This is a genomic window from Azospirillum sp. Marseille-Q6669 (assembly GCF_965111635.1).
Genome location: NZ_CBCOOP010000003.1, coordinates 141,432 through 167,240 on the forward strand (window position 1 = coordinate 141,432; position 25,809 = coordinate 167,240).

Consider the following 25,809-nt stretch of genomic DNA (forward strand, 5'->3'; position numbering starts at 1 on the left):
GATCATGACCTCCGGCAAAGACCCCAACCGGCCCTCCGTCCTGGGCGGCCCGACCATCATCCTCGTGCAGCCCCAGCTCGGCGAGAACATCGGCGCCTGCGCGCGGGCCATGCTCAACTGCGGCCTGACCGAGCTGCGTCTGGTGAAGCCGCGCGACGGCTGGCCGAATGAGAAGGCGGTGGCCGCGGCGTCGGGCGCCGATCCGGTGCTGGACGGGGCGAAACTCTACGACACGACGGCGGAGGCCGTGGCCGACCTGAACGTGGTCTTCGCCACCACCGTCCGCACTCGCGGGATGATCCAGGAGTTCGTCACCCCGCGCGTCGCGGCGACGGAGCTGCGCGCCCATGTCGACTCCGGGCACAAGACCGGCGTGCTGTTCGGGCCGGAGCGCACGGGGCTGGTCAACGACGACCTGACGCTGGCGGAAAAGCTGATCACCGTTCCGCTGAACCCGGCCTTCTCCTCGCTCAATCTGGCGCAGGCGGTCCTGCTGATCGGCTACGAATGGTTCCAGACCGGCGAGACCCCGCCGGACCGCGTGCTGCACACCGGCCAGACCCGCCCGGCGACCAAGGCGGAGCTTGTGAACTTCTTCGAGCATCTGGAAGGCGACCTCGACCGCACCGGCTTCTTCACCTCGCCGGAGAAGCGCCCCTCCATGGTCCGCACCCTGCGCAACGCGCTGGAGCGGATGCAGATGACCGAGCAGGAGGTCCGCACCTTCCACGGCGTCGTCGCGGCGCTGACCGGGCGGCGCAAGGGCGAACCGTAACCTCTCCCTAACCTCTTCCCTTCCGGGGCCAATCGCTGCCTATACTGCCCCATGGAATACACCTTGCAGCATATGGACGTTGGCCTCGTCCTGCTCGACGGCGACCGGCGCGTGGTGTCGGTCAACGCCTCCGTGGCGCGGATGCTGGGGCGCGACCGCCCGCTGTTGGGAGCCAGCCTGCACGACCTGCACCCGCCGGGCAGTCGCGCCAAGGTGGAACTGCTGCTGGCCGCGGCGCACGACCCGGACTCCCCGGCGGCGGCCAGCTCCATGATGGTTGCCTTGCCGGGGCGGACCATCGTGGTGAAGGCCACCGCCCTGCCACCGGGCGGCGGGGCCGCGCTGGCCCTGATGCTGTTCGAGGTGAACGGGAAGGCGCTTTCCGAGCCGGCTCCGCCGCCGCCCGCGGACGCGGTGCCCGAACCGGTCACGCCGCTGGTGAAGCTGCCGATCACGACGCGCCAGGGCGTGGTGCTGATCGACCCCGCCGATGCGGTCTATGTGCAGGCCGACGGCCATTACACGCGGGTCCACACGGCGGACGGCGCCTTCTTCTGCTCGCTCTCGCTGTCGGAGTTGGAGGCGCGGTTGGACGGGCGGCAGTTCGTGCGGGCGCACCGCCGCTATCTGGTCAACCTGCGCCACGCCCAGGCCATCGACCGCAGCGACGGGCGGGCCGCCTTCGTCATGGCCGCCCCCGGCTCCCCCCGCGTGCCGGTCAGCCGCGGCCGGATCGAGCAGTTGAAGAAGCTGTTGGCCCTCTAGCCTTTCCCCTCACGCGCATCAGGGTTGTTTCCGCCGGCCTGTGACTTCGGGCGGCGGTTGATCCGCCTCAATCGTCCGGTGCCGCCGCAGGCGTAGAACAAAGCCATGGCCGGCGCCCGCATCGGGTGGGCGCCACGATGACGAGGAGATACGGCCATGGCTTTCCTGGACGACGACCACGCCTATGTGGACCAGCTCGTGGTGGAGTATTACGGCGATCGCCTGACCGGGCTCGCGCCGGAGCGTCTGGCGGCGCTGCACGCGCTGTTTGGCGAGGTGATGTGGCACGAGGGGATCGAAGCGCTGACCCCGCAGCGGCTGAACACGCTGCTGGACTTCACCGAGGAAGAGCTGTCGCACGCCGCCTGAGTGGTGAGAGCGCGAACCGTTCGCGCAGGACTCCCGCCGTTCGCGCCGTCCGCCCGCCGTTCGTGCAGCGGGTCTTGTTCCTGGACCCGCCTTCCGCGATGAGGGATGTCAATACAACCCTCTTCCGCAGGAAGCACGACCGTGGACGCAACCGACACTCCCGACCGCTACGTCTCCTTCAAGGGCATCGACTGCGAGGGCAACTCCCGCCGCATCATCGAGCGCCTGTACATGCACATCGACGACCCGGCCAAGACCAACGCCTTCTGGGAACGTTTCCGGGCGAAGCTGGCCGTGGCCGACGATCCGTTGAAGCGTCAGGCGGACGGGCTGTGCCTGCTCTGCGCCAACGTCTATTACATCTCCGACCTGTTCGAGGAACACGAGGACGAGGAAGGTCTGGCCATGCTGCGCCAGCTCGAGGACGAGTGCTGCTGAGGCTTCGTGAACCGACACGACACATGGTTTGACCCGACTCATGGTTTGACAAGGCGCGCCGAATCCGTATAGTGCGCGCCTTCACTCCTGGGAAAGCGGGCGTGCCTTTTATTTGCGCCCCGTCCGCGGCCTGTTCCGCGGAACTACCGGGACAAAACCAACTCGTGTTACATCGAGGACCAAAATGGCCAAGCGTCAACAGTCCAAGTACAAGATCGACCGCCGCCTCGGCGTAAACCTCTGGGGCCGTGGCAAGTCGCCGATCAACAAGCGTGAGTATGGCCCGGGCCAGCATGGCCAGCGCCGCAAGAAGCCGTCCGACTACGGCCTGCAGCTCATGGCGAAGCAGAAGCTGAAGGGCTACTACGGCAACATCGGCGAGAAGCAGTTCCGCCGCATCTACGCCGAGGCCGTGCGCCGCAAGGGCGACACCGGCGAGAACCTGGTGGGCCTGCTGGAGCGCCGCCTGGACGCGGTGGTCTACCGCATGAAGTTCGCGCCGACTCCGTTCGCCGCGCGCCAGATCATCAACCACGGCCACATCCTGGTCAATGGCCGCCGCCTGAACATCCCGTCGGCCCAGATCAAGGAAGGCGACACCATCGAGGTGCGCGCCAAGTCCAAGCAGATGGCCCTCATCCTCGAGGCCACCGCCTCGGGTGAGCGCGACACCCCGGACTACCTGGAAGTCGACACGGGCGCCCTGAAGGGCCGCTTCGTCCGCGTCCCGCTGCTGGCCGACATTCCGTACCCGGTCCAGATGGAACCGAACCTGGTCGTCGAGTTCTACTCGCGCTGACCGTTCGGCCCAGCCGACACGCGAAAGGCCGCGCCTCCGGGCGCGGTCTTTTTCGTTTGGGGATGGGCGGTCGTCTCTCAGTACGGCGTTCGCAAGACCTCTTCGGACAGTGCCGCTCCATGGAGAATGCGTAGAATCCTCAGCGCATCCGGCCCCTGGCGGCGGTAGTAGATCAGGTAACGGCCAAACCCGCCGACGGGCCACGCCCGTATGCCGCGAAGCGCCGGATTGTGCCAAAGCCGGGTCGATCCTATGTCGGGATGCTCGGCGATCCGGGCGAAACTACGCTCGATGGCGGTCAAAAAGCGTTCAGCCGCCGCCTCATCCTGCAGACCGATGTACGTATAATGGTCGAGAATATCCTTCCGCGCGCGTGGGCTCGGAAGGATGCGCATGGCGTTCAGATGTCTTTACGGGTTGCGGCCAGCGCGGCCCGGCATTCGGCCCGCATTGCCTCGGCATCCCACTCTCCGCCGTCTCCTTCAAGCCCTTCCAACAAGGCGCCTTCCAGCGCCTCGTCGGATGCATCGCGGGCATCGGCGGCGATGAGATGGGCAAGATAGGAGGCCACATCCTGAAAGCCGGCTTCGCTGGCGCGGCGTTCAGCCATCTGTTCGATGTTGCGCGGCAGAATAACGCTCATGCCCGTCTCCTTCGCTCGGTTCAGGATAACAGCCGATTCCCGGAACGGGCAACGTCCGCGCTGGTGGCGCAGTGGAAAGAAAAAAGCCGGAACCCTTGCGGGTCCCGGCCTTGAGGTGCGGGGATCGGGGGCAATCCCCGCGGGGGAGAGGGATCAGGCGTCGGCCGTTTCCAGCGCCGGATAGTCGGTGTAGCCGTGGGCGTCGCCGCCGTAGTAGCTGGCCTTGTCCGGCGCGTTCAGCGCCGCGTTGCGGCGGAAACGCTCCGGCAGGTCCGGGTTGGCGATGAAGGGCTCGCCGAAGCTCACCGCGTCCGCCGCGCCGGCGGCGATGGCCGCCTCGGCCTGCTCCTTGCTGTAGCCGCCGTTGATGATGAAGGGACCCTTGAAGATCCGGCGCAGCTCCGCCGCGAGGTGCGGAGCGCCTTCCGGCGGGGCCATGTGGTGGCCCGGCTGGCCTTCGATGACGTGCAGGAAGGCGAGGCCGAAGGGGTTCAGCGCCTCGGTGACGTGAGTGTAGAGCGCCCGCGGGTCGCTGTCCGCCATGTCGTTGAAAGTGCCGGTCGGCGACAGCCGGACGCCGACCCGGCCGGCGCCGACGGCGGTGGTCACCGCGTCCACGATCTCCAGCAGGAAGCGCGCCCGGTTCTCCACGCCGCCGCCGTAGCGGTCGGTGCGCTTGTTGGTGCGGTCGCGCAGGAACTGGTCGATCAGATAGCCGTTGGCGCCATGGATCTCCACGCCGTCCAGCCCGGCGTCGAACACCGCCCGCTTGGCGGCGTCCGCGAACGCCTTGACCAGACCGGGAATCTCGTCGGTCTCCAGAGCGCGCGGGGTGGGGAAGGGCAGCAGACCCTTGCTGGTGTAGGACTCGCCGGCGGCGGCGATGGCCGAAGGGGCGACCGGCAGGGCGCCGTTCGGCTGGAATTCCGTGTGGGAGATGCGGCCGACGTGCCAGAGCTGCGCGGCGATCAGGCCACCCTTGGCGTGGACCTCCTCCGCGATGCGGCGCCAGGCGAGCGTCTGCGCGTCGGTGTGGAGGCCCGGCGTGCTGGGATAGCCCTGGGCGGTGGCCGAGACCTGAGTCGCCTCGGTGATGATGAGGCCGGCGGAGGCGCGCTGGCCGTAATAGTCGGCCATCAGCGGGGTGGGAACGTTGCCCTCGCCCGCGCGGCTGCGGGTCATCGGCGCCATGATGACGCGGTTCGGCAGCTCCATGGAGCCAAGACGCAGCGGCGTGAACAGATCGGCGGTGGTCATGATGCGGTTGCCCTCTCGATTCAAAAATCGGGTCCCAAGTGAGGCATCCCAAGTTGGGGCGTCCCAAAGTGGGGTCCGGGGTTCCGCGGGTTGGGCGGCGCCCGGTATGTATGTGGGTACATACTTGCCAGCGCCATCCGGGCTTGTCAAGTATGCGCGTGCATACCTATTATCATTTCAGCCGCCGCACGGATCGGCGGCCAGTGAGAGGGCCTGTATCGTGGACAAGACCGACACCCCGGCCACCGCCCCGGCTGTTGACGACGGCTGTTGCGCCGCCGGTGCCGACGCGCCCGCGCGCAAGCGCGACCGCGAGGCGACCAAGGGCGTCTTGCTGGACGCTGCCAAGATGGTGTTCGCCGAGCGCGGCTTCGACGCCGCGACCACGCGCGACATCGCTGGCCGTGCTGGCGTGAACGAGCAGCTGATCCAGCGCTATTTCTCGGGCAAGGCCGGCCTGCTGCTGGCCGTCGTGGAACGCTACGGGCGCGAGGAGGGGAGCGGCTGCGCCATGCCGCCGCCCGGCGACGATCTGGAGGAGGATCTGGCGGCGTTTCTGCTGCACCAGCTCCGCCACGCCTGGAAGTGCCGCGACTTCACGCGGGTGATGCTGGCGCGCGCGCTGGTCGATCCGGACATCGCGAACGAGATGGCGCGCACCCTGTCGGAAAGCCGCATCCCCTGCCTGCTCAGCCGGCTGGAGATCTTCCGCGAGCGCGGGGCGATCGCGGCGGACGCCGACCTCGCCCACGTCGCGGCGGGCATCGCCACGCTCAGCTTCGGTCTGGGCTTCCTCGATCAGGTGGTGTTCGGGCGCTGCCCGGACCGCGTCAACGAGGTGGTGAAGACGCTCGCCCACACCATGGCCCACGGCCTCGCGCCGCGGGCCTGAGCCACCTCAATCGGCGCGGCAGGCGGCGGCGCGGGCCTGCTCCGCCCGGTTCTGCTCGGCCCGGTTCTGTTCAGCGCGGGCCTCGGCGCGGGCGGCCCGGTGGGTGAACAGCGCGTCCGCCGAATAGAGCGCCAGGGCCACCCAGATGCAGCCGAAGGCCAGCAGGTGCGAGGAGGTGAAGGCCTCCCCATAGACCGCGACACCCAGCAGAAGCTGCCCGGTCGGGCTGATGTATTGCAGGATGCCGATGGTCGACAGCTTCAGCCGGGCGGCGCCGACCATGAACAGCACCAGCGGGATGGCGGTCACCGGGCCGGTCAGGATGATCAGCAGGTCGGTGCCCAGCCCGTGCGCGCCGAAACTCCCTAGGCCCTGGGCGTTCAGCCACAGCAGATAGACGATGGCCGGCGGCACCAGCAGCACGGTTTCCACCAGCAGCCCGATCAGCGGGTCGATGGCCGCCTTCTTGCGCACCAGCGCGTAAACGCCGAAGGTCAAGGCCAGCGACAGCGCCACCCAGGGAACCTCCCCGTAGGACAGGACGAGGCTCAGGACGCCCGCCGCCGCGATCAGCACGGCGACGCCCTGCCGCTTCGACAGCCGCTCCTGAAGGAAGGCGATGCCCAGCAGGACGTTGATGATCGGGTTGATGTAATAGCCGAGACTCGATTGGACCATATGGCCGTTGTTCACGGCCCAGATGAAGATGGTCCAGTTGCTGCCGATCAGCGCGGTCGTCACCAGGAAGATGCCCAGGCGCCGCCAGCTCCCCACCCCGCGCAAAATGCCGGACAGGCCGCGCGTCGGCACCAGCCACAGCCCGACCAGCACCACCGTCCACAGCACCCGGTGGGCGACGACCTCCACCGCCCCGACATTGCCGAGCTGCTTGAAGAAGACCGGCGCCAGCCCACCCCAGATCAGGAAGGCGGTCAGGGCGGCGGCGAAGCCCAGGGTGGCGGGGTTGTGCCCGTCGGCCTGCGGCGAGGAGGGGGAGGGAGTCTGGGCCATGACTCCCCTTTACCATGGCCAAGAAATGGGCGATAGGAACGCCCCCTCATGCCCGCACTGCGCGCCGGGAATGCCGCATTTCCCGCAGGGGTTTTCCGCTCAACCGCCTCCGCCGCCTGCGGTGCCGCTTCCGCTTCCGCTGGGCACGCTGTTGCGCGGCATGGAACCGGACGACCCCGACGAGCCCCGGCCGATCGGGACGTTGGTGCCGACGCCCTCATTGCGGACCAGCGCGCGGGCCTCGCGCAGCCGGTCCACGCAGCCGTCCGGATCGCCCTTGCCGGCGGCGGAGCGCGCCTCGCCCAGCAGGCCGCGCAGCCGGTCCTTCTGCTCGCCGGTCAGGGCGGTGTGGTTGCGCCCGCCGGCCACCACCTTGTCACCCAGAAACAGGTCGGAGAAGCGGGACACCTCGTCCCGGCAGGCGGTCAGCCGCTCCTGCTTGGGCACCGTTCCTTCCTGGCCCTGCGCCAGAGCGGGAAGAGCCATCAGAGCCAGCAGCGCCGCCGCTGGAAACACGCGCCTGTCCATGACCGGGCCTCCTTGTCCGTGTCTTCTCCGTGCCGACACCTCCGCGGAATCGTCGATGGGAAAACAGAGGTGGGCGGGGGCCTGTTCCGTCAAAGGAAAAGGGCCCCGCGGTGGCGGAGCCCTTTGTCACACGTCTGTGGCGGATGGCCGATCAGGCGTTGGCGCCCGTCGCGACGCCCTTGTCGGCCAGCAGAGACTGCAGCTCGCCCGACTCGTACATCTCGCGCACGATGTCGCAGCCGCCGACCAGCTCGCCCTTGACGTAGAGCTGCGGGAAGGTCGGCCAGTTCGAGTAGTCCTTCAGCCCCTGGCGCAGGCCCGGGTCCTCCAGGATGTTGATGCCCTTGAACTTCACGCCGACGGTGCTGAGCACCTGGACGACGGCGGCGGAGAAGCCGCACTGCGGGAAGACGGGCGTGCCCTTCATGTACAGCACGACATCGTTGCCCTTGATGTCCTGCTCGATGCGATCCTTGACGTTCTGGTCAACCATGTCTCTCGGCCTTCTTACGATGTCATCGTGTCTTGGGGGTGCCTTGCGGGATGCCGTCCTACACGCCTTCCGGCACGGCGGTGGTCAGGGCCAGGGCGTGCAGCTCCCCGCCCATCCTGCCCTGGAGGGCGGCGTAGACCATCTGGTGCTGCTGCACGCGCGACTTGCCCTTGAAGGCGGCGGAGGTGACCAGCGCGGCGTAATGGTCGCCGTCGCCGCGCAGGTCGGCGATCTCCACCGTCGCGTCCGGGATGCCTTCCCTGATGAGCTTCTCGATCACCGCGGCTTCCATCGCCATGGCCGTCATCCTGTTCCGTCAAACCCTGCCCATGCGGGCGCTGCCCGTATAATTAGGCGGAGCGGCCGGGTTTGTCACCGGAGAAGCGACGACATTCCGCGGTGCGAAGGGTTCGCGCCACCGGCCCCCACCCTAACCCTCCCCCCGCTGGGCGGGGAGGGGATGATGTTTGCGGTGGATAACCCCTCCCTTGTGAAGCGGGGGAGGGAAGGGGCCCGCGGCGAAGCCGTGGGAAGGGTGGGGGCAAGACTCCGCCCCAAAACGAAAAGGCCGGGCGTCAGCCCGGCCTTCCGTTCTTCGACCCCTCAGCCGCGTCCGATCACTCGGCGGCGGCCATGTAGCCGGGCAGCCAGGCCTCGTTGGCCTTCTTCAGGCGGGCGATGGTGATCGCCTCGCCGCCACGGCCGGTCAGGGCCGTGCCGTTGGTCTTGCCGAGCACGCTCACCGGCACGCCGGCGGCCTTGGCCTTCTCCTGCACCGCGGCGGCCTTGTCGGCGCGGACGGCCAGGACGTAGCGGCCCTGGTCCTCGCCGAACAGGGTGCCGGCGTCCGCACCGTCGAGGCCCGACAGGGTGGCGCCGATGCCGCCGGCCATGGCCATCTCGGCCACGGTGACCAGCAGGCCGCCGTCCTGGATGTCGTGGCTCGACACCACCAGACCCTCGGCGATCAGGCCGCGGACGAACTCGCCGTTGCGGCGCTCCACCGCCAGATCGACCGGCGGCGGCGGACCGTCCTCACGGCCCAGGATCTCCCGCAGGTAGAGCGACTGGCCGAGATGGCCGGTGCCCTCGCCGACGAGCAGGATGGTGTCGCCCTCGTTCTTGAAGGCAATGCCGACGGCGATCATGGCGTCGGGCAGCAGGCCGACGGCGCCGATGGCCGGGGTCGGCAGGATCGCCTCGCCGTTGGTCTCGTTGTAGAGCGACACGTTGCCCGACACGACCGGGAAGTCCAGCGCGCGGCAGGCGTCGGCCATGCCCTGGATGGCGCCGACGAACTGGCCCATGATCCGCGGCTTCTCGGGGTTGCCGAAGTTCATGTTGTCGGTGACGGCCAGCGGCAGGGCGCCGACGGCGGACAGGTTGCGGTAGGCCTCGGCCACCGCCTGGGCGCCGCCGCGCACCGGATCGGCGAGGCAGTAGCGCGGCGTGCAGTCGGTGGTGACGGCGATGCCCTTGCTCTGGCCCGGCAGCCGCACCACGCCCGCGTCGGCCTGACCGGACATGAAGCGGGTGTCGCCGTTCACCAGGCTGTCATACTGCTCCCAGATCCAGCGCTTGGACGCCTGATCGGGGCAGGACATGATTTTTTCCAGGATGTCGCCCAGCGTCTTGTCCGCCGGCAGGGCGCGCACGGCGTCCTCCAGCTCCGCGGCGGCCGGGGTCGGCTCCCACGGGCGGTCGTAGAGCGGCGAGGCGTTGGAGACCGGCGCGATCGGCATGTCGCACCAGGTCTGGCCGTGCATCTTGATGACCAGCTTGCCGGTGTCGGTCAGCGTGCCGATCACGGCGAAGTCCAGCTCCCACTTGTCGAAGATCGCCTTGGCGACCTCCTCGCGGCCGGGCTTCAGGATGATCAGCATGCGCTCCTGGCTTTCGGAGAGCATGATCTCGTAGGGGGTCATCCCCTCCTCGCGCATCGGCACGTCGTCGAGCACCAGCTCGATGCCGAGCCCGCCCTTGCCGGCCATCTCGACCGAGGAGGAGGTGAGACCGGCCGCACCCATGTCCTGGATGGCGACGATGGCGTCCGTCTCCATCAGCTCCAGGCAGGCCTCGATCAGCAGCTTCTCGGTGAAGGGGTCGCCGACCTGCACGGTCGGGCGCTTCTCCTCCGAATCCTCGCTGAACTCGGCCGACGCCATGGTGGCGCCGTGGATGCCGTCGCGGCCCGTCTTGGAGCCGACATAGACCACCGGGTTGCCGATGCCCGCGGCGGCCGAATAGAAGATCCGGTCGGCCTTGGCCACGCCCACGGTCATCGCGTTGACCAGGATGTTGCCGTTGTAGGCCGGGTGGAAGTTGGTCTCGCCGCCAATCGTCGGCACGCCGACGCAGTTGCCGTAATGGGCGATGCCGGCCACCACGCCCGACACCAGATGGCGGGTCTTGGGATGCTCGGGCGCGCCGAAGCGCAGCGCGTTCATGTTGGCGATGGGCCGGGCGCCCATGGTGAACACGTCGCGCAGGATGCCGCCAACGCCCGTCGCCGCGCCCTGGAAGGGCTCGATGTAGGACGGGTGGTTGTGGCTCTCCATCTTGAAGATGATGGCGTCGCCGTCGCCGGCATCGACCACGCCGGCGTTCTCGCCGGGGCCGCAGATGACCTGCGGGCCGGTGGTCGGCAGCGTCATCAGCCACTTCTTCGACGACTTGTAGGAGCAATGCTCCGACCACATCACCGAGATGATGCCCAGCTCCGTGTAGGTCGGCTGGCGCCCCAGGATCTCCAGGGCGTTGTTGTATTCCCCTTCGGACAGGCCGAACTCGCGGGCCATCTCCAGGGAGACTGCGGGCTGCTGCGCGGTGGTCACGACAGGGCCTCCACCAGACCATCGAACATGGGCTTGCCGTCGGTGTTGCCATGGAAGGCGGACACCGCGTCCTCGGGGTGCGGCATCAGGCCGAGCACGGTGCGCTTGGCGTTGAAGATGCCGGCGATGTTGTCCAGCGAACCGTTCGGATTCCAGTCGTTCCGGTTCCAGCGCGGAACGGCGTCGCCCTCGTCGCTGACGTAGCGGAAGGCCACCTGGCCCTCGCCGTCCAGCCGCTTCACCGTCTCGGCGTCGGTCCAGTAGTTGCCGTCGCCGTGCGCCACCGGGTAGCGGACGATCTGGCCCTTGCGGTACTTGGCCGTGAAGGGGCTGTCCGTGTTCTCCACCCGCAGATGCACCGTGCGGCAGATGAACTTCAGCTTGGCGTTGCGCATCAGCGCACCGGGCAGCAGCCCCGCCTCGGTGATGATCTGGAAGCCGTTGCAGATGCCGAGCACCCGCACGCCCTGATCGGCCCGCGCCTTGACCTCGCGCATGATCGGCGAGTGCGCCGCCATGGCGCCGGAGCGCAGATAGTCGCCATAGGAGAAGCCGCCCGGCACGAGGATGAGATCGACCTTGGGCAGTTCGGTGTCGCGGTGCCAGACCAGATGCGGCTTGGTTCCGCTGGCGGCCTCCAGCGCGGCGACGGCGTCGCGTTCGCGGTTGGAGCCGGGGAAAACGATGACGGCGGCCTTCATGGGGCTTGGAAAATCCGGCGTCGTGGGGGGAACGGTTCGAGGCCGGACACTAAAGGCCCCGCCCCGCCAAAGCAAGGGCAAGGACCCCACCATTCTCCCTTATCGGCCCTGTGTTGACGCGCCGGCGGCCTGTTCGCGCAGCCAATCGGGGAAGGCCGGCGCCTCGGTGTGGCCGCGCTGGCGGCTTTCCAGCAGGTAATAGTGGCCGGACACCACCCCCTCGGCCCCCAGCGGCGCGGTCAGCCGCCCGGTCTCCAGCGGGCGTTCCACGAACAGCCGCGGCACGATGGCGACGCCCAGCCCGTCCTCCGCCGCCTGGATGGCGAAGTAGGTGTGGTCGACCTCCATCCGGCTGCGGAAGGCGTCCAGCTCCAGCCCGTGGGCCGTGCTCCAAGCTGGCAGAAGGTCAGCGCGGGCGCGGATGGTGATGACCGTCCGGCGGGTCAGGTCGGCGGGGCTGCGCAGCGTCTCCAGCCCCGGCAAGGACGGGCTGCACACCGGCACGCAATGCTCGCGCATCAGCGGCAACGGCTTCAGCCCGGCGAAATGGGCGGGGTCGCGGCGGATAGCGTAGTCGAAGGGACGGCCGATGTCGATCGGGCCGGGGGCGGTGGACAGCGACACCGCCAGCTCGGGGAAGCGCTGCTGGAACAGAGGCAGGCGCGGCAGCAGCCAGTGCATGGCAAAGGTCGGGATGCAGTCCACCCGCAGCGTCCGCCGGCCGTCGCCGTCGAGCAGCGTGTCGGTCGCCTGCTGGATCTCGGTGAACAGGTCGGCGATGCGGGTGAAGTAGCGCGCCCCGGCCTCGGTCAGCCGGACCTGCCGCTGGCTGCGGTCGAACAGCGGAACGCCGAGGAAGAGTTCCAGGCTGCGGATCTGGCGGCTGACCGCGCCGGGGGTGACGTTCAGCTCCTCCGCGGCGAGGCGGAAGCTGGAATGGCGGGCGGCGGCGACGAAGGCGCGCAGGGCGTTCAGCGGCGGGAAGCGGGAGGACATCCGTTGAGTTTTTCTCACCGGTTGGCGGAAGACAAGTCGTTTGTCGGTGTCCGACCGGCTGGCTAGGGTGCCTGCCGCTTTCCGTCGTCTCCTGGTCCGTCATGTCGCACATCACACGCCGGCTGGTCTGGTTCCTCGGCGTCTCGCAGCTGCTGTGCTGGGGGATTTCCTATTACCTGATCGCCATCTTCGGGAACCCCATGGCCGCCGACCTGGGCCTGAGCCTGCCGGTGGCCTTCGGCGGCTTCACGGCGGCGCTGCTGGTCATGGGGGTGGTGTCGGGCAGCGTCGGGCGGGCCATCGACCGCTGGGGCGGCCGCCCGGTGATGGTCATCGGCTCGCTGCTGACCGCGGCGGGCTGCCTGGGGCTGGCCTCCTCGACGGGGCTGGTGAGCTACTACGCCTCCTGGCTGGTGCTGGGTCTGGCGATGCGGGCGAGCCTGTACGAGGCGGCCTTCGCCGCCCTGGCCCGGCTGGGCGGCCCGCTGGCGCGGGTGCCGATCTCGCAGATCACCCTGCTGGGCGGGCTGGCCTCGACGGTGCTGTGGCCGGTGGGGCAGGCGATGGCCGATGCCTGGGGCTGGCGGGGCGCGCTGGTCGCCTACGCCGTCATCGCGCTTCTGACGATCCCGCTGCACGCCGCCATCCCGTCCGACCGCTACGTGCGCCCGGCGCCGCCTGCCGGGACGGAGGCCGCCGGACCCGCGGACCCGCGGCGGCGGGCCTGGGTGGCGCCGCTGTTCTACATGGTGATGACCACGGCGGTGGGGGTGCTGACCTCGGCGATGTCGGCGCACATGATCGGCATCCTGGTCGGGCTGGGGGCGGCGCCCGCGGCGGCGGTGTGGATCTCCACGGTGCGCGGCGTCGGCCAGTCCTCGGCCCGGCTCTGCGAGGTGCTGTCCGGGTCCCGCCTGCACCCCACCGCCCTGGCGCTGATCGCCTGCGGCCTGCCGCTGCCCGGCTTCCTGATCGGCTTGTGGAGCGGCGAGGCGCTGGCCGCCGGGGTCGCCTTCTCCCTGCTGTTCGGGGCGGGGGCCGGGTTGGCGACGATCGTGCGCGGCACGCTGCCGCTGGTGCTGTTCGACCCGCAGAGCTACGGCCGGACGGTCGGGCGGCTGCTGGTGCCGAGCTTCTACGCCGCCGCCCTGGCGCCGATGGGCTACGCGGTCATCATCGAACGGGCGGGGGAGACGGCGACGCTTCTGCTGTCCGCCGTCCTGGCGTTGGTGGCGGTGGGTGCGGCGGGGGTGCTGTGGGGGACCGCCCGCCGCTGAGGGATCAGTCGCCGCCGTTCAGGCGCTTGGTCCAGTCCTCGACGCCCTGGGTCAGCCGGCGTTCGGCCAGCGTCCGCCACGTCTGGGCCAGCACGGGCAGGGCGGCCATCTCGGCCAGCGCCTCGCGGTTCTGCGTGTCCACATAAAGGACGTGCAGCAGCCGGGCGAGCGTCCAGTGCGGGTAGGGGCGCTCGACCAGGGCCAGCCGGTCGCCGGGGCCGATCGCGCCGGGTTCCGGTACGCGATAGTACCAGCCGGTGCGCCCGGTGGTCTGGACGCGCTTGGCCATGTCGGGCACGGCGAAGCGGTGGTTCAGCTTCCAGCAGGGCTGGCGGGCCTGGGCGACCTCCAGCAGCGCGGTGCCGGCGCGGAAGCGGTCACCGACGCAGACGTCGGCCTCGGTCAGGCCCAGCGTCGCGAGGTTCTCGCCGAAGGCGCCGGGCTGGCCAAGCAGCGGCGCGTCCCCGCCCAGCTCGTCCCGCCACGCCGGGTGGTGGTCCAGCGGGTAATGGTGGATGGCCTTGTCGGGCCCGCCATGGACGCGGCGGTCGGCCTGCTCGTCGTCCAGGAATCCTTCGGGGCCGACCGTGCGCGGGCCGTCCACCGGGGACTTGGCGATGGCGCTGGTCCGCCCCGGCGGGCCGAAGGGGGCGGCCTTGCCGACGAGGACGGCGGTGATGGTGATCTCGGTCACGGTGTCGTCTTTCCTTTGGGCGTCTTCTTGCTCTTGGCCGGTTTGAGGGCTCTGGCCTGCTCCTGCAACGCCACATAGTGGTGCCAGACGAGCTGTGCGGCGAGACTGCGGTGAGGGCGCCAGGGCTCGGCGACGGCGAGGAGCTGTGCCTGGGTCGGCTTCTCCGCCCAGCCCTTCAGCCGTTGCACGCCGAGCTGGATGGCGAGGTCGCCGACCGGCCAGATGTCCGGTCGGCCGAGCGCCATCATCAGGTAGATCTCGGCGGTCCAGCGCCCGATGCCCTTCAGCGCGATCAGGGCGGCGATGGCCTCCTCGTCGTCCATTTTGTGAATGGCGTCGAAGTCGAGCCGGCCGTCCGCGACGGTCTGGGCCAGCCCACGGGCGTAGCCGATCTTCTGGCGCGACAGGCCGCAGGCCCGCAAATCCTCGTCGGGCAGGGCCAGGATGGCGTCGGGCGTCACCACCCCGACCATGGCCTGGAGCTTGGCCCACAGCGCCGCGGCGACCGTGGTGGACAGCTGCTGCTCGATGATCAGGCAGAGCAGGCCGGAAAAGCCGTCCGGGCGGCGGAAGTCGCGCACCGTCGGGCCGCCGACGCGCAGGGACTCGGCGAAGATGGGATCGAGCGCGGAGAGATGGGCGATGGACATGGTCGAACGAAAATGGGGGATGCGCAGCGGTTGCGCATCCCCCATTTTCCGACAGGCAGGATTGAGCGCGGACGGCCTTGGGCCACCAGCTCTCAGGCCACCAGCTCTCAGGCCACCAGCTCGATCGCGTAGTCTTCGATCACGGTGTTGGCCAGCAGCTTGCTGCACATGGCCTCGACCTCCTTGCGGGCGGCGGCCTCGTCGGTGCTCTTGAGCTGAAGCTCGATGACCTTGCCGGCGCGGACGTCCTCGACGCCGTCGAAGCCCAGCGTGTGCAGCGCGTGCGCGATGGCCTTGCCCTGGGGGTCGAGAACGCCGCGCTTGAGGGTGACGTGAACCTTCGCCTTCATCGGATGTCCGCTCGCTTGATGGTGCTGATGGGTTGGGGGAAACTGATTACTGGACGGTCTTGGGGCCCTTGACGTCCACCGGGCCGCCTTCGGGCAGGATGCCGAGGCGCCGGGCGACCTCCTGGTAGGCCTCCTCGACCTGACCGAGGTCCTGGCGGAAGCGGTCCTTGTCCAGCTTCTCGTTGGTCTTGATGTCCCACAGGCGGCAGTTGTCGGGGCTGATCTCGTCGGCCAGGACGATGCGCATCTCCTCGTTCTCCCACAGCCGGCCGAACTCCAGCTTGAAGTCCACCAGCCGCAGGCCGATGCCGAGGAAGAGGCCCGACAGGTAGTCGTTCACGCGGAGCGACAGCGCCACCATGTCGTCGAGGTCCTGCGGAGCCGCCCAGCCGAAGGCCGTGATGTGCTCCTCGGTGACCATGGGATTGTTCAGCTCGTCGGACTTGTAATAATACTCGATGATCGAGCGCGGCAGCGGGGTCCCCTCGGGGATGCCGAAGCGCTTGGACAGCGAGCCGGCGGCGGTGTTGCGCACGACCAGCTCGATGGGGATGATCTCGACCTCGCGAACCAGCTGCTCGCGCATGTTCAGGCGGCGCACGAAGTGCGTCGGCACGCCGATTTCCGACAAACGGCTCATCAGGTATTCGGAGATGCGGTTGTTCAGCACCCCCTTGCCGGTGATGATGCCCTTCTTCTGGTTGTTGAAGGCGGTCGCGTCGTCCTTGAAGTACTGCACCAGCGTGCCCGGCTCCGGACCTTCGAACAGGACCTTCGCCTTGCCTTCGTAGATGCGCCGACGTCGTGTCATGAGAGATCGTCCAAAAACGTGTAGCCTGGACCGGCGGGGGACCGGTCCAGGGGATATGCACAAGTGATATAGCAAGCTGGCCCAGGGAACACAATGCGCGGGGTCCGCGGCGGCTCCTACCCCAACGGGACGGGCCCCAACGGGACGGGCCCCAACGGGACGGGCTGCCACGGCGCCTCGTGAGGGCGGCCGGCAGCGAAGTGCCAGACCGGGTCCAGATCCGGGCGCTCCACGGCGGGCAGGGCGATCAGCGCGCTCGACACCGTGCCGAATCCGCTGGGCAGCAGGAAGTTCATCGCCCCGCGCTCACCCCGCTCGCCGTCGTCCCAGATGCGGCTCGCCAGCAACTCCGGCCAGCCGCCCCACCGGTCGCCGGCTTCGCCCCGCTCCGGGTCGGGCGGTGCCGCGTGCTGGAAGAGGGGCAGATACTGGGCCTGCCGCGGGTCCTCCGCCACGTCGTCCAGGTCGCTGGCAGTGACCATGTGCACGCCCTCGGGGATCTCGACCACCTCCGGGCGGTTGCGCGGGGAGGGGCCGCGGTGGACCAGCAGCCGGGCGTCGCGGTTGTCGGCGATCAGCAGGTTGAAGGGGCGGTAGGCCCGCGTGTCGAGCTGCGCCATGGCCTCCGCCGCCTCCGCCGCGTCGGCGAAATCCAGCGCGTCCAGCACCAGCTCGCCGCGGGAGCGCTTGCCGGCCTCCGGCCCCAGCGTGCCCATGCGGTTCAGCACGGCGGCCACGACGCCCTCGTCGTTCATGCCCAGCCAAGAGCCGCCGGCCAGTTCGTCCAGCCCGGCGACGACGTTGGCGCGGTCGGGCCAATGGCGTGCCGGCGCCTGCCAGGGCCGTCCGGCCATTTCGTCGCGGTTGGCGCCCAGGATGAGGGGCCATGTTGCGTCCGGTCGTCGCAGGAGGATCACGCTGCACATGGGGAATCTTGCCTTCCGCTTCCCTCTTGGGTATGTCGCCGCACGCCGGATTCGTCGATTGGCCGGTGGGTAGGGGCGATGACGACGCCCGATCCACCGGCTATATAGTCTTGTATCTGGGAGCGCAAAACCAATCCAAGGAGCCGGGTCCCATGACGACCTTCGACGAGCGCGAGAGGGCCTTCGAGAACAAGTTCCAGCACGACCAGGACCTGCTCTTCAGGATTCGCGCGCGCCGCGACCGGCTGGCGGGACTCTGGGCGGCAAGCCTGCTGGGCCTGACCGGGGGCGAGGCCGACGCCTACGTCCGCCAGATCATCGACGCCGACATCGGCGCGACCGGACCGCACGACATCCGCGACCGTCTGGCCGCCGACCTGCACGCCAAGGGCGTGGACATCTCCGACCACCGGGTGGAGAAGGAGCTGGCCCAACTGCTGGACGTCGCCCGTCAGCAGGTGCACGCGGAGTAGAGTTGTCGCGTGGGGGAGGTGTTGCCCCCTCCCTGACCCTCCCCGCTCTCGCAGGGGAGGGGATAAAGCTCCCTCTCCTGCGATAGCGGGGGAGGGGAGGGGCCGAAGCGAAGCGGGAAGGGTGGGGGCTCCGAAGATCATCGAAGCCCCCGAACCCTCACTCGCCGAACACGCGCTTGAACACCATGTCGACGTTCTTCGTGTGGTAGGTCATGTCGAACATCGGGGCCAGCGTCTCGCGGGAGATGTGCTTCGCCACGTCGGCGTCCGACGACAGCAGGTCGAGGAAGTTGCCGCCCTTCTCCCACACCTGCATGGCGTTGCGCTGCACCGCCTTGTAGCTGTCCTCGCGGCTCATCCCGGCCTGGGTCAGGGCCAGCAGGACGCGCTGTGAGAAGACCAGGCCGCCCAGGTCGTCCAGGTTCTTCTGCATGCGCTCCGGATAGACCACCAGCTTGTCCATCATGCCGGTCAGGCGGGCCAGAGCGAAGTCCAGCGTCACCGTGGCGTCGGGGCCGAACATGCGCTCGACCGAGCTGTGGGAGATGTCGCGCTCGTGCCACAGGGCGACGTTCTCCAGCGCCGGGACGACGGCGGCGCGGACGATGCGCGCCAGACCCGTCAGGTTCTCCGACAGCACCGGGTTGCGCTTGTGCGGCATCGCCGAGGAGCCCTTCTGGCCCGGATGGAAATACTCCTCCGCCTCGCGCACCTCGGTGCGCTGGAGGTGGCGGATCTCCACGGCCAGATTCTCGATCGACGAGGCGATGACGCCGAGCACCGAGAAATAGAAGGCGTGACGGTCGCGCGGGATGACCTGGGTGGACACCGGCTCCGGCGTCAGCCCCATCTTGGCGGCGACGTGCTGCTCGACCCGCGGGTCGATGTTGGCGAAGGTGCCGACCGCGCCGGAGATGGCGCAGGTGGCGATGTCGGCGCGCGCCTGGACCAGACGCTCCCGCCCGCGGGCGAAGGCGGCGTAATGGCCGGCCAGCTTCAGGCCGAAGGTCGTCGGCTCGGCGTGGATGCCGTGGCTGCGCCCGATGGTGACGGTGTCCTTGTGCTCGTAGGCGCGGCGCTTCAGCACGGCCAGCAGCTTGTCCATGTCGTCGAGCAGCAGGTCGGCGGCCTGGGTCATCTGCACGGCGAGGCAGGTGTCCAGCACGTCCGACGAGGTCATGCCCTGGTGGACGAAGCGCGCCTCCGGCCCGACATGTTCGGCGAGGTTGGTCAGGAAGGCGATGACGTCGTGGCGGGTCTCCCGCTCGATCTCGTCGATGCGGTCGATCTCCCACTTGCCGCGCTCCCACACGGCGGCGGCGGCCTCCTTCGGGATGACTCCCAGCTCCGCCTGCGCGTCGCAGGCGTGCGCCTCGATCTCGAACCAGATGCGGAACCGGTTCTCCGGCTCCCAGATGCGGGCCATTTCGGGGCGGGTGTAGCGGGGGATCATCGGACTCTCCGGGGGTGGCGGACCTGAACGCTTCGGCGGCGGGCGGGGGTGCATTGGGCCATTGCAATGGCGGAAACCGCCCCCTATTGCCCGCGCGCGGGACCATAACCGCGCCGGACGGCGCTGCAAAGCCCCTTCACAGCCCCGGTGGACGCGGGGTGCGCGTCATAAGGTTTTCGAGGGCAGGCTTGTCTTCCCGGAAAAATCGCAAAGACTGGCAATTGGCCGCGCCGGTTTCTTCACCTTGAACTTGCCGAGTCCCGGCCACGCGCACTAATGATGTGTCATATGCGCCGTGGACGGGCAACGCCGGGCGTGGTTCCAGGAGGGCTTTCGTTGTCCGATCCGATCGCCGAGTTGATGCGCGAGCCGTCCCGGACTTCGGACGAAAGGCGCCTTTACCGTCTGCAGTTCCTGGCGTCCCTGTTTCTGGTCGCGGCGGTGGTGGTGGGCTTGGGCGCCTACTTCATCTGGCAGCACCGGCTGGATTTCGAAGCCGACCTGAAGCAGACCGAAGCCCGCTACCTGGAAGTGCAGCGCCAGACCCTGCAGGAGGAGCTGGAGAACGCGCGGTCCTACCTCGCCTACATGCGGTCGCGCACCGAACCGCTGCTGCGCGCCGAACTGCGCGCCAAGGTGGACGAGGCCTACGGCATCGCCTGGACCATCTACGAGCGCGAGAAGGAGTATCTGCCCGAGGAGTCGATCCGGCAGTCGATCAAGGAGACGCTGCGGCCGCTGCGCTTCTTCGGCGGGCGCGGCTACTACTTCATCGACGACATGCAGGGCACCTGCGTGCTGCTGCCCACCGACCCGCAGCGGGAAGGCAGCTCGCTGATCGACAACCGCGACGACCAGGGGCGCCCGATCATGCGCAACCTGATCCGCGCCGTGGACGATCCGGAGATGCAGGGCTTCACCCGCTACCGCTGGTACGCGCCGGGCAACCCGCACAGCATGTCCGACAAGTTCGCCTACGTCCGCCGGTTCGAGCCGTTCAACTGGCTGATCGGCACCGGCGACTATGTCGGAGCGGTGGAGGAGAAGCTTCAGCGCGAGACGCTGGAGCGGCTGCGCGCCCGGCGTTTCGGGGATTCGGGTTTCATCGCCGTGATGAGGGAGGATGGCGAGGTGCTGCTCTCCCCGACCTCCCCGGCGGCGGAGGGCAGGAACGCCCGCGACCTGCCGTGGGAGACCGAGCGGGATCTGGTCACCCGCCTGCTGGAGGCCGGGCTTGCGGGCGGCGGGGAGCTGCGCTTCGACTGGGTGCATCCGGTGACCGGGCGTCCGGCGCCGAAACTGTCCTATGCCTCGGCGCCGGACGTCTGGGGGTGGGTGCTGGTCGCCGGCTTCTACACCGATGACATCGATTCCGTGCTGGCGCAGCGGCGGGCCGAGATCAGCGCCGGCATGAAGAAGCGCATTCTGACCACCGTGGCGGTTCTGGCGCTGGCGCTGGGCGCCTCGGCCTGGGTGTCCTGGCTGGTCACCGGCTGGGTCCGCCGCATCGTCCGCGGCTACCAGTCCAACATGCGGGAGAGCGACAGCATGCTGCGCGAGCGGGCGCGGCAGCTCTACCTCGCCAACTTCTTCGTGGACCATGTGTCCGAGATTGTCGTGCTGGCGGATGCGGAGCTGCGCATCGCCTACGTCAACCCCTTCGGCTGCGCCGCGCTGGGCGCCCCGCTCGCCGGGCTGGCCGGTGGCCACGCCGACCTGCTGGAGCGTTTCCGCGACGAGGCGTCCGAGGCGTCGGCCCATTACGAGACGCTCTACCGCACCCGCGACGGGCGCGCGCTGGAGCTGGAGGTGACGGCCAGCCGCGTCACCTACGACGGCGACGCCTACTACTGCGCCATCGCCCGCGACATCTCGGAGCGCAAGCGCGCGGAGTGGGAGCTGCGGCTGTCCGCCAAGGTGTTCGACAACGCCGCCGAAGGCATGGTCGTCACCAACGAGAAGAACCGCATCGTCGCGGTCAACGACGCCTTCTGCCGCATCACCGGCTACAGCCGCGAGGAGGTGATCGGCGGCGATCCGGCCATGCTCGCCTCGGGCCGTCAGGACGGCGCCTTCTACGCCGAGATGTGGGTGAAGCTGAAGGAGGAGGGCCACTGGTCCGGCGAGATCTGGAACAAGCGCAAGTCCGGCGAGGTCTATCCGGAGTGGCTCAGCATCCAGATGGTGCGCAACGAGGCGGGGGAGGCCGTCAACTACATCGCCGCCTTCTCCGACATCACCGAGAAGCGCGCTCAGGAGGAGCGCATCCGGCATCTGGCGCAGTACGACTTCCTGACCGACCTGCCCAACCGCTTCCTGCTGCGCGACCGGCTGGAACGCGCCATGCTCGCCGCCGACCGGCACGGCACGAAGGTGGGGCTGCTGTTCGTCGATCTCGACCGCTTCAAGACCATCAACGACAGCCTGGGGCACGGCGTCGGCGACCGGCTGCTGCGCGCGGTGGGGGCGCGGCTGCTGGAGACGGTGCGGGCCAGCGACACCGTCAGCCGCCAGGGCGGCGACGAGTTCGTCATCCTCGTCAACGACCTGGACGGTCCCGACGCGGCCTGCTCGGTGGCCCGCAAGGTCCTGCGGGCGATGACCGAATCCTTCCCGGTGGACGGGCACGAGTTGCAGATCTCCCCGTCCATCGGCATCGCGCTCTACCCCGACGACGCGACGACCATCGACGCGCTTCTGAAATGCGCGGACATGGCGATGTACGCCGCCAAGGAGGCGGGGCGCGCCAACCACCAGTTCTTCACGCCAGAGTTGAACAAGCGGGCGTCGGAGCGGATGTGGTTGGAAAGCAACCTGCGCCACGCCCTGGCCGACAACGAGCTGGAGCTGCATTTCCAGCCGCAGTTCGCGGTGGACGGCCGCCGCCTCGTCGGGGCGGAGGGCCTGCTGCGCTGGCGCCGCCGCGACGGCACGATGATCCCGCCCGGCCAGTTCATTCCGGTGGCCGAGGATACCGGCCTGATCCAGCCGATCGGCGACTGGGTGCTGGGCGAGGCCTGCCGCCGCGCCGCCGACCTGCTCGCCCGCGGCCATCCGCTTCTCATCGCCATCAATCTATCGGCGGTGCAGCTTCGCCGTCCCGGTCTGGCCGACCGCGTGGCCTTCTGGCTGGACGCCTACAAGGTGCCGGCCCGCTGCCTGGAGCTGGAGGTGACGGAAAGCGTCCTGATGGACGAGTCCGATATGGTGACAGGCACCTTTGCCCGGCTGCGCGAGATGGGGGTGGCGTTGGCCATCGACGATTTCGGCACCGGCTATTCCAGCCTCAGCTACCTGAAGCGCTTCCGCGTCGACAAGCTGAAGATCGACCGCTCCTTCGTGACCAGCCTGACCGACGGCTCCGACGGTGGGGCCATTGCCGAGGCGATCATCGGCATGGCGCGCTCGCTGCGCATGCAGACCCTGGCCGAGGGGGTGGAGACGGAGGAGCAGTTCGGCGGCCTCGCCCGGCTGGGCTGCGACCAGATCCAGGGCTATCTGCTGGGCCGCCCCATGCCCTACGACGATTTCGTGGCCTTCATCGCCCGTCACGCCGCACCTGAAACGATCGGGGTGGTCGGCTGACGGGCGATGCGCCGCGAAGGCGGTCCTACGCCCCCAGCACGCTGCGGTCGTTCTTGGCGACCAGCGCCTGGAAGTAGGGGCCGAGCTTGGCATCGTCGAGACCGAAGGCCTGCTGGAAGCGCGCGATCAGGTCACGCTCGCCCTGTTCGGCCTCGCCGTCGGCCATGGCGCTGTCGAGCATGTTCAGCAGGATGCACAGCCGCTGCTGCTCGTTCAGGTTCGGCGTGGCGGCGGCCAGGAAGGTGTCGGGCGGGGTGCTGCGCGCGTATTTGAAGCAGCGGTCCAGCTCCTCCCGCGTGGCGCTGCGGCCCATCACGGACAGCAGGTGGCCGACCTCCTCCGGGTCCATCTCCCCGTCCGAACCCATGCAGTAGATCAGCGAGACGACCAACGCCCGGCGAGGGGTGAGATCCAGCGGCGCCGATCCCTTGAACATGTCGAAAAGGCCCATGGTGCTACCTCTATGGTGACGAACGCCGCACATATGGGGGCGCTGATCCAGGCGACAAGATGGGACTGCGGGACAGGGTTGCGGCTACATCAACCCTTGGGCTTTGAAGCTGACATGTTTGCCCTTGCCGACGATGATGTGGTCGTGGACCGCGATGCCCAGGCTGTGGGCGGCGCGCAGGATCTCCTTCGTCATCTCGATGTCGGCGCGGCTGGGGGTGGGGTCGCCGGAGGGGTGGTTGTGCACCAGGATGATGGCGCTGGCCGACAGCTCCAGCGCGCGCCGCACCACCTCGCGCGGGTAGACCGGGGTGTGGTCGACCGTGCCGGTCTGCTGCACCTCGTCGGCGATCAGCTTGTTCTTGCGGTCGAGGAAGAGCAGGCGGAACTGCTCCATCGGCTGATGCGCCATGGCGGCGGTGCAGTAGTCCAGCAGCGACTGCCAGTTGGCCAGAACGGGCCGGTCCATCACCCGCTGCCGCATTCCGCGCAGCGCCGCCGCCCCGACCGCCCGCAGCGTCGCGACAGCCTTGTCGGAGGCCAGCGAGACCTCTCCCACGCAGTAGCCGCGCAGGCGGGGCGGCGGGGCGTTGACGACGCTCCAGATGTCGCCGAAATCGCGGATCAGCGCCTTGGCCAGCGGCTTCACGTCGCGGCGCGGGTTGACCGCGAAGAGGATCATTTCCAGCAGCTCGTAATCCTGGAGCGCGTCCGGCCCGCCGTCGAGGAAGCGGGTGTAGAGACGCTGGCGGTGGCCCTTGTGATGGGCCTCGTGATGGGCCTCTTCCACAGAGACGTCAGGGGGCGGCTCCAGCCCGGGAAGCCCTTGAGCCTCCTCCGCCTCCCCCGACCGCTTCGCGCTCTTCCGTCCCGCCATCCCGACGCCACCATACGAGTGTGTGCGTCGGGACTATACCTCTTCCGCGCGAAAATCACATCCGCGGGAATGTCATACGGCGGCGGTCGCTTCCTCGGCCGGGACGGCGTAGGGGGGCTTGTGGAAGCCGGCGGGGGACAGGGTGAAGATCTCGCAGCCGTCCTTGGTCACGCCGATGGAATGCTCGAACTGGGCGGACAGCGACTTGTCCTTGGTCACCGCGGTCCAGCCGTCGCCGAGGATCTTCACGTCGTAGCGGCCGGCGTTGATCATCGGCTCGATGGTGAAGATCATGCCCTCGCGCAGGACGGCGCCGGTGCCGGGGTTGCCGAAATGCAGGACCGACGGCGGCTCGTGGAAGACGCGGCCCAGCCCGTGGCCGCAGAAGTCGCGGACCACCGAATAGCGGTGGCCCTCCGCGAAGGTCTGGATGGCGTGGCCGACATCGCCCAGCGTGGCGCCCGGCTTCACCTGGGCAATGCCGATCATCAGCGCGTCGTAGGTGACGTCCACCAGTTTCTTCGCCTTCACGCCGACGTCGCCGCACAGATACATGCGGCTGCTGTCGCCGTACCAGCCGTCGAGGATCGGGGTGACGTCGATGTTCAGTATGTCGCCGTTCTGCAGCCGCTTGTCGCCGGGAATGCCGTGGCAGACGACATGGTTGACGGAGATGCAGTTGGCCTTCGGAAAGCCGCGGTAGCCGAGCGGGGCCGGGACGCCGCCATGGTCGCGGATGTGCTGTTCCAGCAGCCGGTCCAACTCGCCGGTGGTGACGCCCGGCTGGACGTAGGGCGTGATGAAATCGAGCGTGGCCGCGGCCAGCCGTCCGGCCTTGCGCATGCCCTCGAAATCCTCCGGCCCATGAATCCGGATGCGATGGGAATCGAGGTCGTCGTGGTCCAAGAGAATCGTCCCCTACAGATCAGGTCCCAAGAAAACGCGCCGGCAGTCCCGGCGGTGAACAGAAAGCGCGGTCAATCCGTGCGGATCGGCCCAAGCAGGATCGGCAAAGGCCGTTCCAGCGTGATCGACTCCGGGGTGATCCTACAGGACCAGCACACGGCTTCCACCCCCGATTCGAGCGCGAGGCGCAATCCGGCGGCGTAGGCGGGGTCGATGTCGGCGGCGACTCGGAAGTAAGCGCAGTCGGCGCGCTGCACAAGGTAGACCATGACCGCCCGCGCGCCCTGGCGGACCATCTCGGCCATCTCCACCAGATGCTTGGCCCCGCGGGCGGTCACGCAGTCGGGGAACTCGGCGGCCCGCCCGTCGCCCTGCGCGGGGCGGCGCAGATGGACGTTCTTCACCTCGACATAGGCCGGCGGGCGGGCCTCGTCCTCCAGCAAGATGTCGATGCGGGAGTTGCGGCCGTACTTCACCTCGCGGCGCAGCCGGGCATAGCCGGCCAGTTCCGGGATGGTGCCGGCGGCGATGGCGGCGGCGACCAGCCCGTTGGGATGCGACGTGTTGACGCCGACGAGGCAGGGGGCGTCCGGATCGTCCAGCGCCTCGACCAACTCCAGCGTATGGGCGAGCTTGCGCTTGGGGTTGTCCGACCGTGACAGCCAGACGGCGGAGCCGGGGGCGTCCACCCCGATCATGCTGCCCGAGTTCGGCACATGGGCGGTGACCAGGGCGCCGTCGAGCTCCACGTCGGCGAGAAACCGCTTGTAGCGGCGGACGAGGCGGCCTTGCAGGAGGGGGGTGGGGAAGCGCATCTTGGGCCCCAGGTTAAAGCGCGCCCCCGCCATCCGGCAAG

General features: G+C 68.8%; 29 protein-coding genes. 9 read left to right on the plus strand and 20 right to left on the minus strand.

All coding sequences use genetic code 11. The features are described 5' to 3' along the window. The first annotated feature begins 4 nt into the window (after positions 1 to 4). From ACWPXE_RS18040 to rpsD, 5 genes are all read left to right on the plus strand, one after another. Positions 5 to 775: an RNA methyltransferase gene (locus ACWPXE_RS18040; protein ID WP_454018884.1), complete on the plus strand. Its 771-nt coding sequence runs from the start codon at positions 5 to 7 to the stop codon at positions 773 to 775. A 72-nt stretch (positions 776 to 847) separates the two neighbouring features. Next, a complete protein-coding gene (locus tag ACWPXE_RS18045) occupies positions 848 to 1,540 on the plus strand; it encodes a PAS domain-containing transcriptional regulator (protein WP_454019383.1) in 693 nt (230 codons plus the stop codon). Positions 1,541 to 1,696: 156 nt separating this feature from the next. Beyond that, positions 1,697 to 1,909 carry a hypothetical protein gene (locus tag ACWPXE_RS18050; protein ID WP_145625007.1) on the plus strand — a complete coding sequence of 71 codons (213 nt, stop codon included), beginning with the start codon at positions 1,697 to 1,699 and terminating at the stop codon, positions 1,907 to 1,909. Between the two features lie 141 nt (positions 1,910 to 2,050). Then, positions 2,051 to 2,347 carry a N(2)-fixation sustaining protein CowN gene (cowN, locus tag ACWPXE_RS18055; RefSeq protein WP_094303160.1) on the plus strand — a complete coding sequence of 99 codons (297 nt, stop codon included), beginning with the start codon at positions 2,051 to 2,053 and terminating at the stop codon, positions 2,345 to 2,347. A gap of 184 nt (positions 2,348 to 2,531) precedes the next feature. Next, on the plus strand, positions 2,532 to 3,146 hold the full coding sequence (gene rpsD / locus ACWPXE_RS18060; RefSeq protein WP_014239501.1) for a 30S ribosomal protein S4: 615 nt from the start codon (positions 2,532 to 2,534) through the stop codon (positions 3,144 to 3,146). 77 nt (positions 3,147 to 3,223) lie between these two features. Here the strand turns inward: rpsD and ACWPXE_RS18065 are convergent, their stop codons facing one another. The 3 genes from ACWPXE_RS18065 to ACWPXE_RS18075 form a co-directional block, all read right to left on the minus strand. Then, complete coding sequence (locus tag ACWPXE_RS18065) at positions 3,224 to 3,541, minus strand: type II toxin-antitoxin system RelE/ParE family toxin (RefSeq protein ID WP_454018885.1); 318 nt, start codon at positions 3,539 to 3,541, stop codon at positions 3,224 to 3,226. A gap of 5 nt (positions 3,542 to 3,546) precedes the next feature. Then, positions 3,547 to 3,789 carry a hypothetical protein gene (locus ACWPXE_RS18070; RefSeq protein WP_454018886.1) on the minus strand — a complete coding sequence of 81 codons (243 nt, stop codon included), beginning with the start codon at positions 3,787 to 3,789 and terminating at the stop codon, positions 3,547 to 3,549. Between the two features lie 153 nt (positions 3,790 to 3,942). After that, positions 3,943 to 5,046 (minus strand): alkene reductase, encoded by a 1,104-nt coding sequence (locus ACWPXE_RS18075; protein WP_454018887.1) that lies wholly within the window; start codon positions 5,044 to 5,046, stop codon positions 3,943 to 3,945. 220 nt (positions 5,047 to 5,266) lie between these two features. Here ACWPXE_RS18075 and ACWPXE_RS18080 point away from each other — a divergent pair, with 220 nt between their 5' ends. Further along, a complete protein-coding gene (locus tag ACWPXE_RS18080; RefSeq protein WP_454018888.1) occupies positions 5,267 to 5,938 on the plus strand; it encodes a TetR/AcrR family transcriptional regulator in 672 nt (223 codons plus the stop codon). A 6-nt stretch (positions 5,939 to 5,944) separates the two neighbouring features. Here ACWPXE_RS18080 and rarD read toward each other — a convergent pair whose 3' ends face one another. The 7 genes from rarD to ACWPXE_RS18115 all read right to left on the minus strand — a co-directional run bounded on the left by rarD (position 5,945) and on the right by ACWPXE_RS18115 (position 12,501). Continuing rightward, positions 5,945 to 6,949, minus strand: a complete 1,005-nt coding sequence (rarD, locus tag ACWPXE_RS18085; RefSeq protein WP_454018889.1) for an EamA family transporter RarD — start codon at positions 6,947 to 6,949, stop codon at positions 5,945 to 5,947. A 99-nt stretch (positions 6,950 to 7,048) separates the two neighbouring features. Further along, positions 7,049 to 7,477: a hypothetical protein gene (locus ACWPXE_RS18090; RefSeq protein WP_454018890.1), complete on the minus strand. Its 429-nt coding sequence runs from the start codon at positions 7,475 to 7,477 to the stop codon at positions 7,049 to 7,051. A 151-nt stretch (positions 7,478 to 7,628) separates the two neighbouring features. Further along, positions 7,629 to 7,970 carry a Grx4 family monothiol glutaredoxin gene (grxD, locus tag ACWPXE_RS18095; protein WP_014239508.1) on the minus strand — a complete coding sequence of 114 codons (342 nt, stop codon included), beginning with the start codon at positions 7,968 to 7,970 and terminating at the stop codon, positions 7,629 to 7,631. Between the two features lie 58 nt (positions 7,971 to 8,028). Further along, entirely contained in the window at positions 8,029 to 8,268 is a 240-nt protein-coding gene (locus ACWPXE_RS18100; RefSeq protein ID WP_035671673.1) for a BolA family protein, read from the minus strand. A 319-nt stretch (positions 8,269 to 8,587) separates the two neighbouring features. Then, positions 8,588 to 10,768: a phosphoribosylformylglycinamidine synthase subunit PurL gene (gene purL, locus ACWPXE_RS18105; protein ID WP_454019384.1), complete on the minus strand. Its 2,181-nt coding sequence runs from the start codon at positions 10,766 to 10,768 to the stop codon at positions 8,588 to 8,590. 32 nt (positions 10,769 to 10,800) lie between these two features. Beyond that, complete coding sequence (purQ, locus tag ACWPXE_RS18110; RefSeq protein WP_454018891.1) at positions 10,801 to 11,505, minus strand: phosphoribosylformylglycinamidine synthase subunit PurQ; 705 nt, start codon at positions 11,503 to 11,505, stop codon at positions 10,801 to 10,803. Between the two features lie 99 nt (positions 11,506 to 11,604). Next, the gene (locus tag ACWPXE_RS18115) at positions 11,605 to 12,501 is read right to left on the minus strand and encodes a LysR substrate-binding domain-containing protein (protein WP_454018892.1); all 897 of its coding nucleotides are present in this window, start codon (positions 12,499 to 12,501) and stop codon (positions 11,605 to 11,607) included. Between the two features lie 101 nt (positions 12,502 to 12,602). Between ACWPXE_RS18115 and ACWPXE_RS18120 the strand changes: the two genes are divergently transcribed. Beyond that, on the plus strand, positions 12,603 to 13,778 hold the full coding sequence (locus ACWPXE_RS18120; protein WP_454018893.1) for an MFS transporter: 1,176 nt from the start codon (positions 12,603 to 12,605) through the stop codon (positions 13,776 to 13,778). A 4-nt stretch (positions 13,779 to 13,782) separates the two neighbouring features. On the opposite strand, the gene ACWPXE_RS18125 is transcribed toward ACWPXE_RS18120, so the two are convergent. The 5 genes from ACWPXE_RS18125 to ACWPXE_RS18145 all read right to left on the minus strand — a co-directional run bounded on the left by ACWPXE_RS18125 (position 13,783) and on the right by ACWPXE_RS18145 (position 17,209). After that, positions 13,783 to 14,472 carry an MOSC domain-containing protein gene (locus tag ACWPXE_RS18125; protein ID WP_454018894.1) on the minus strand — a complete coding sequence of 230 codons (690 nt, stop codon included), beginning with the start codon at positions 14,470 to 14,472 and terminating at the stop codon, positions 13,783 to 13,785. Further along, positions 14,469 to 15,122, minus strand: coding sequence for a DNA-3-methyladenine glycosylase family protein (locus ACWPXE_RS18130; RefSeq protein WP_454018895.1), 654 nt, complete (start codon positions 15,120 to 15,122; stop codon positions 14,469 to 14,471). Before ACWPXE_RS18130 ends, ACWPXE_RS18125 begins: the two co-directional genes overlap by 4 nt. Before the next feature lie 107 nt (positions 15,123 to 15,229). Further along, positions 15,230 to 15,472: a phosphoribosylformylglycinamidine synthase subunit PurS gene (gene purS / locus ACWPXE_RS18135; protein ID WP_014239518.1), complete on the minus strand. Its 243-nt coding sequence runs from the start codon at positions 15,470 to 15,472 to the stop codon at positions 15,230 to 15,232. Positions 15,473 to 15,518: 46 nt separating this feature from the next. After that, positions 15,519 to 16,283, minus strand: coding sequence for a phosphoribosylaminoimidazolesuccinocarboxamide synthase (gene purC, locus ACWPXE_RS18140; protein WP_014239519.1), 765 nt, complete (start codon positions 16,281 to 16,283; stop codon positions 15,519 to 15,521). A gap of 116 nt (positions 16,284 to 16,399) precedes the next feature. Further along, positions 16,400 to 17,209, minus strand: coding sequence for an NRDE family protein (locus ACWPXE_RS18145; RefSeq protein WP_454018896.1), 810 nt, complete (start codon positions 17,207 to 17,209; stop codon positions 16,400 to 16,402). Between the two features lie 152 nt (positions 17,210 to 17,361). Between ACWPXE_RS18145 and ACWPXE_RS18150 the strand changes: the two genes are divergently transcribed. Next, positions 17,362 to 17,682 carry a DUF1476 domain-containing protein gene (locus ACWPXE_RS18150; protein ID WP_454018897.1) on the plus strand — a complete coding sequence of 107 codons (321 nt, stop codon included), beginning with the start codon at positions 17,362 to 17,364 and terminating at the stop codon, positions 17,680 to 17,682. 157 nt (positions 17,683 to 17,839) lie between these two features. Here the strand turns inward: ACWPXE_RS18150 and purB are convergent, their stop codons facing one another. Next, a complete protein-coding gene (gene purB, locus ACWPXE_RS18155; RefSeq protein WP_035671612.1) occupies positions 17,840 to 19,135 on the minus strand; it encodes an adenylosuccinate lyase in 1,296 nt (431 codons plus the stop codon). 336 nt (positions 19,136 to 19,471) lie between these two features. On the opposite strand from purB, the gene ACWPXE_RS18160 reads away from it, so the two are divergent. Next, positions 19,472 to 22,720: a bifunctional diguanylate cyclase/phosphodiesterase gene (locus tag ACWPXE_RS18160; RefSeq protein ID WP_454018898.1), complete on the plus strand. Its 3,249-nt coding sequence runs from the start codon at positions 19,472 to 19,474 to the stop codon at positions 22,718 to 22,720. A gap of 25 nt (positions 22,721 to 22,745) precedes the next feature. Here the strand turns inward: ACWPXE_RS18160 and ACWPXE_RS18165 are convergent, their stop codons facing one another. From ACWPXE_RS18165 to sfsA, 4 genes are all read right to left on the minus strand, one after another. Next, a complete protein-coding gene (locus ACWPXE_RS18165; protein WP_454018899.1) occupies positions 22,746 to 23,171 on the minus strand; it encodes a tellurite resistance TerB family protein in 426 nt (141 codons plus the stop codon). A gap of 84 nt (positions 23,172 to 23,255) precedes the next feature. Further along, positions 23,256 to 24,047, minus strand: a complete 792-nt coding sequence (gene radC, locus ACWPXE_RS18170) for a RadC family protein (protein WP_454018900.1) — start codon at positions 24,045 to 24,047, stop codon at positions 23,256 to 23,258. Positions 24,048 to 24,119: 72 nt separating this feature from the next. After that, on the minus strand, positions 24,120 to 24,890 hold the full coding sequence (map, locus tag ACWPXE_RS18175) for a type I methionyl aminopeptidase (RefSeq protein ID WP_419468828.1): 771 nt from the start codon (positions 24,888 to 24,890) through the stop codon (positions 24,120 to 24,122). A gap of 134 nt (positions 24,891 to 25,024) precedes the next feature. Next, positions 25,025 to 25,768 (minus strand): DNA/RNA nuclease SfsA, encoded by a 744-nt coding sequence (gene sfsA / locus ACWPXE_RS18180; RefSeq protein WP_454018901.1) that lies wholly within the window; start codon positions 25,766 to 25,768, stop codon positions 25,025 to 25,027. Between the last annotated feature and the right edge of the window lie 41 nt (positions 25,769 to 25,809).

What these genes read in the sequence shown, in the direction of transcription:
- ACWPXE_RS18040 (WP_454018884.1), top strand. Translation starts at nt 5, where the DNA reads ATGACCTCCGGCAAAGACCCCAACCGGCCCTCCGTCCTGGGCGGCCCG.
- ACWPXE_RS18045 (WP_454019383.1), top strand. Translation starts at nt 848, where the DNA reads ATGGACGTTGGCCTCGTCCTGCTCGACGGCGACCGGCGCGTGGTGTCG.
- ACWPXE_RS18050 (WP_145625007.1), top strand. Translation starts at nt 1,697, where the DNA reads ATGGCTTTCCTGGACGACGACCACGCCTATGTGGACCAGCTCGTGGTG.
- rpsD (WP_014239501.1), top strand. Translation starts at nt 2,532, where the DNA reads ATGGCCAAGCGTCAACAGTCCAAGTACAAGATCGACCGCCGCCTCGGC.
- ACWPXE_RS18065 (WP_454018885.1), bottom strand. Translation starts at nt 3,541, where the DNA reads ATGCGCATCCTTCCGAGCCCACGCGCGCGGAAGGATATTCTCGACCAT.
- ACWPXE_RS18070 (WP_454018886.1), bottom strand. Translation starts at nt 3,789, where the DNA reads ATGAGCGTTATTCTGCCGCGCAACATCGAACAGATGGCTGAACGCCGC.
- ACWPXE_RS18075 (WP_454018887.1), bottom strand. Translation starts at nt 5,046, where the DNA reads ATGACCACCGCCGATCTGTTCACGCCGCTGCGTCTTGGCTCCATGGAG.
- rarD (WP_454018889.1), bottom strand. Translation starts at nt 6,949, where the DNA reads ATGGCCCAGACTCCCTCCCCCTCCTCGCCGCAGGCCGACGGGCACAAC.
- ACWPXE_RS18090 (WP_454018890.1), bottom strand. Translation starts at nt 7,477, where the DNA reads ATGGACAGGCGCGTGTTTCCAGCGGCGGCGCTGCTGGCTCTGATGGCT.
- grxD (WP_014239508.1), bottom strand. Translation starts at nt 7,970, where the DNA reads ATGGTTGACCAGAACGTCAAGGATCGCATCGAGCAGGACATCAAGGGC.
- ACWPXE_RS18100 (WP_035671673.1), bottom strand. Translation starts at nt 8,268, where the DNA reads ATGGCGATGGAAGCCGCGGTGATCGAGAAGCTCATCAGGGAAGGCATC.
- purL (WP_454019384.1), bottom strand. Translation starts at nt 10,768, where the DNA reads ATGGCCCGCGAGTTCGGCCTGTCCGAAGGGGAATACAACAACGCCCTG.
- purQ (WP_454018891.1), bottom strand. Translation starts at nt 11,505, where the DNA reads ATGAAGGCCGCCGTCATCGTTTTCCCCGGCTCCAACCGCGAACGCGAC.
- ACWPXE_RS18115 (WP_454018892.1), bottom strand. Translation starts at nt 12,501, where the DNA reads ATGTCCTCCCGCTTCCCGCCGCTGAACGCCCTGCGCGCCTTCGTCGCC.
- ACWPXE_RS18120 (WP_454018893.1), top strand. Translation starts at nt 12,603, where the DNA reads ATGTCGCACATCACACGCCGGCTGGTCTGGTTCCTCGGCGTCTCGCAG.
- ACWPXE_RS18130 (WP_454018895.1), bottom strand. Translation starts at nt 15,122, where the DNA reads ATGTCCATCGCCCATCTCTCCGCGCTCGATCCCATCTTCGCCGAGTCC.
- purS (WP_014239518.1), bottom strand. Translation starts at nt 15,472, where the DNA reads ATGAAGGCGAAGGTTCACGTCACCCTCAAGCGCGGCGTTCTCGACCCC.
- purC (WP_014239519.1), bottom strand. Translation starts at nt 16,283, where the DNA reads ATGACACGACGTCGGCGCATCTACGAAGGCAAGGCGAAGGTCCTGTTC.
- ACWPXE_RS18145 (WP_454018896.1), bottom strand. Translation starts at nt 17,209, where the DNA reads ATGTGCAGCGTGATCCTCCTGCGACGACCGGACGCAACATGGCCCCTC.
- ACWPXE_RS18150 (WP_454018897.1), top strand. Translation starts at nt 17,362, where the DNA reads ATGACGACCTTCGACGAGCGCGAGAGGGCCTTCGAGAACAAGTTCCAG.
- purB (WP_035671612.1), bottom strand. Translation starts at nt 19,135, where the DNA reads ATGATCCCCCGCTACACCCGCCCCGAAATGGCCCGCATCTGGGAGCCG.
- ACWPXE_RS18165 (WP_454018899.1), bottom strand. Translation starts at nt 23,171, where the DNA reads ATGGGCCTTTTCGACATGTTCAAGGGATCGGCGCCGCTGGATCTCACC.
- radC (WP_454018900.1), bottom strand. Translation starts at nt 24,047, where the DNA reads ATGGCGGGACGGAAGAGCGCGAAGCGGTCGGGGGAGGCGGAGGAGGCT.
- map (WP_419468828.1), bottom strand. Translation starts at nt 24,890, where the DNA reads ATGCGCAAGGCCGGACGGCTGGCCGCGGCCACGCTCGATTTCATCACG.
- sfsA (WP_454018901.1), bottom strand. Translation starts at nt 25,768, where the DNA reads ATGCGCTTCCCCACCCCCCTCCTGCAAGGCCGCCTCGTCCGCCGCTAC.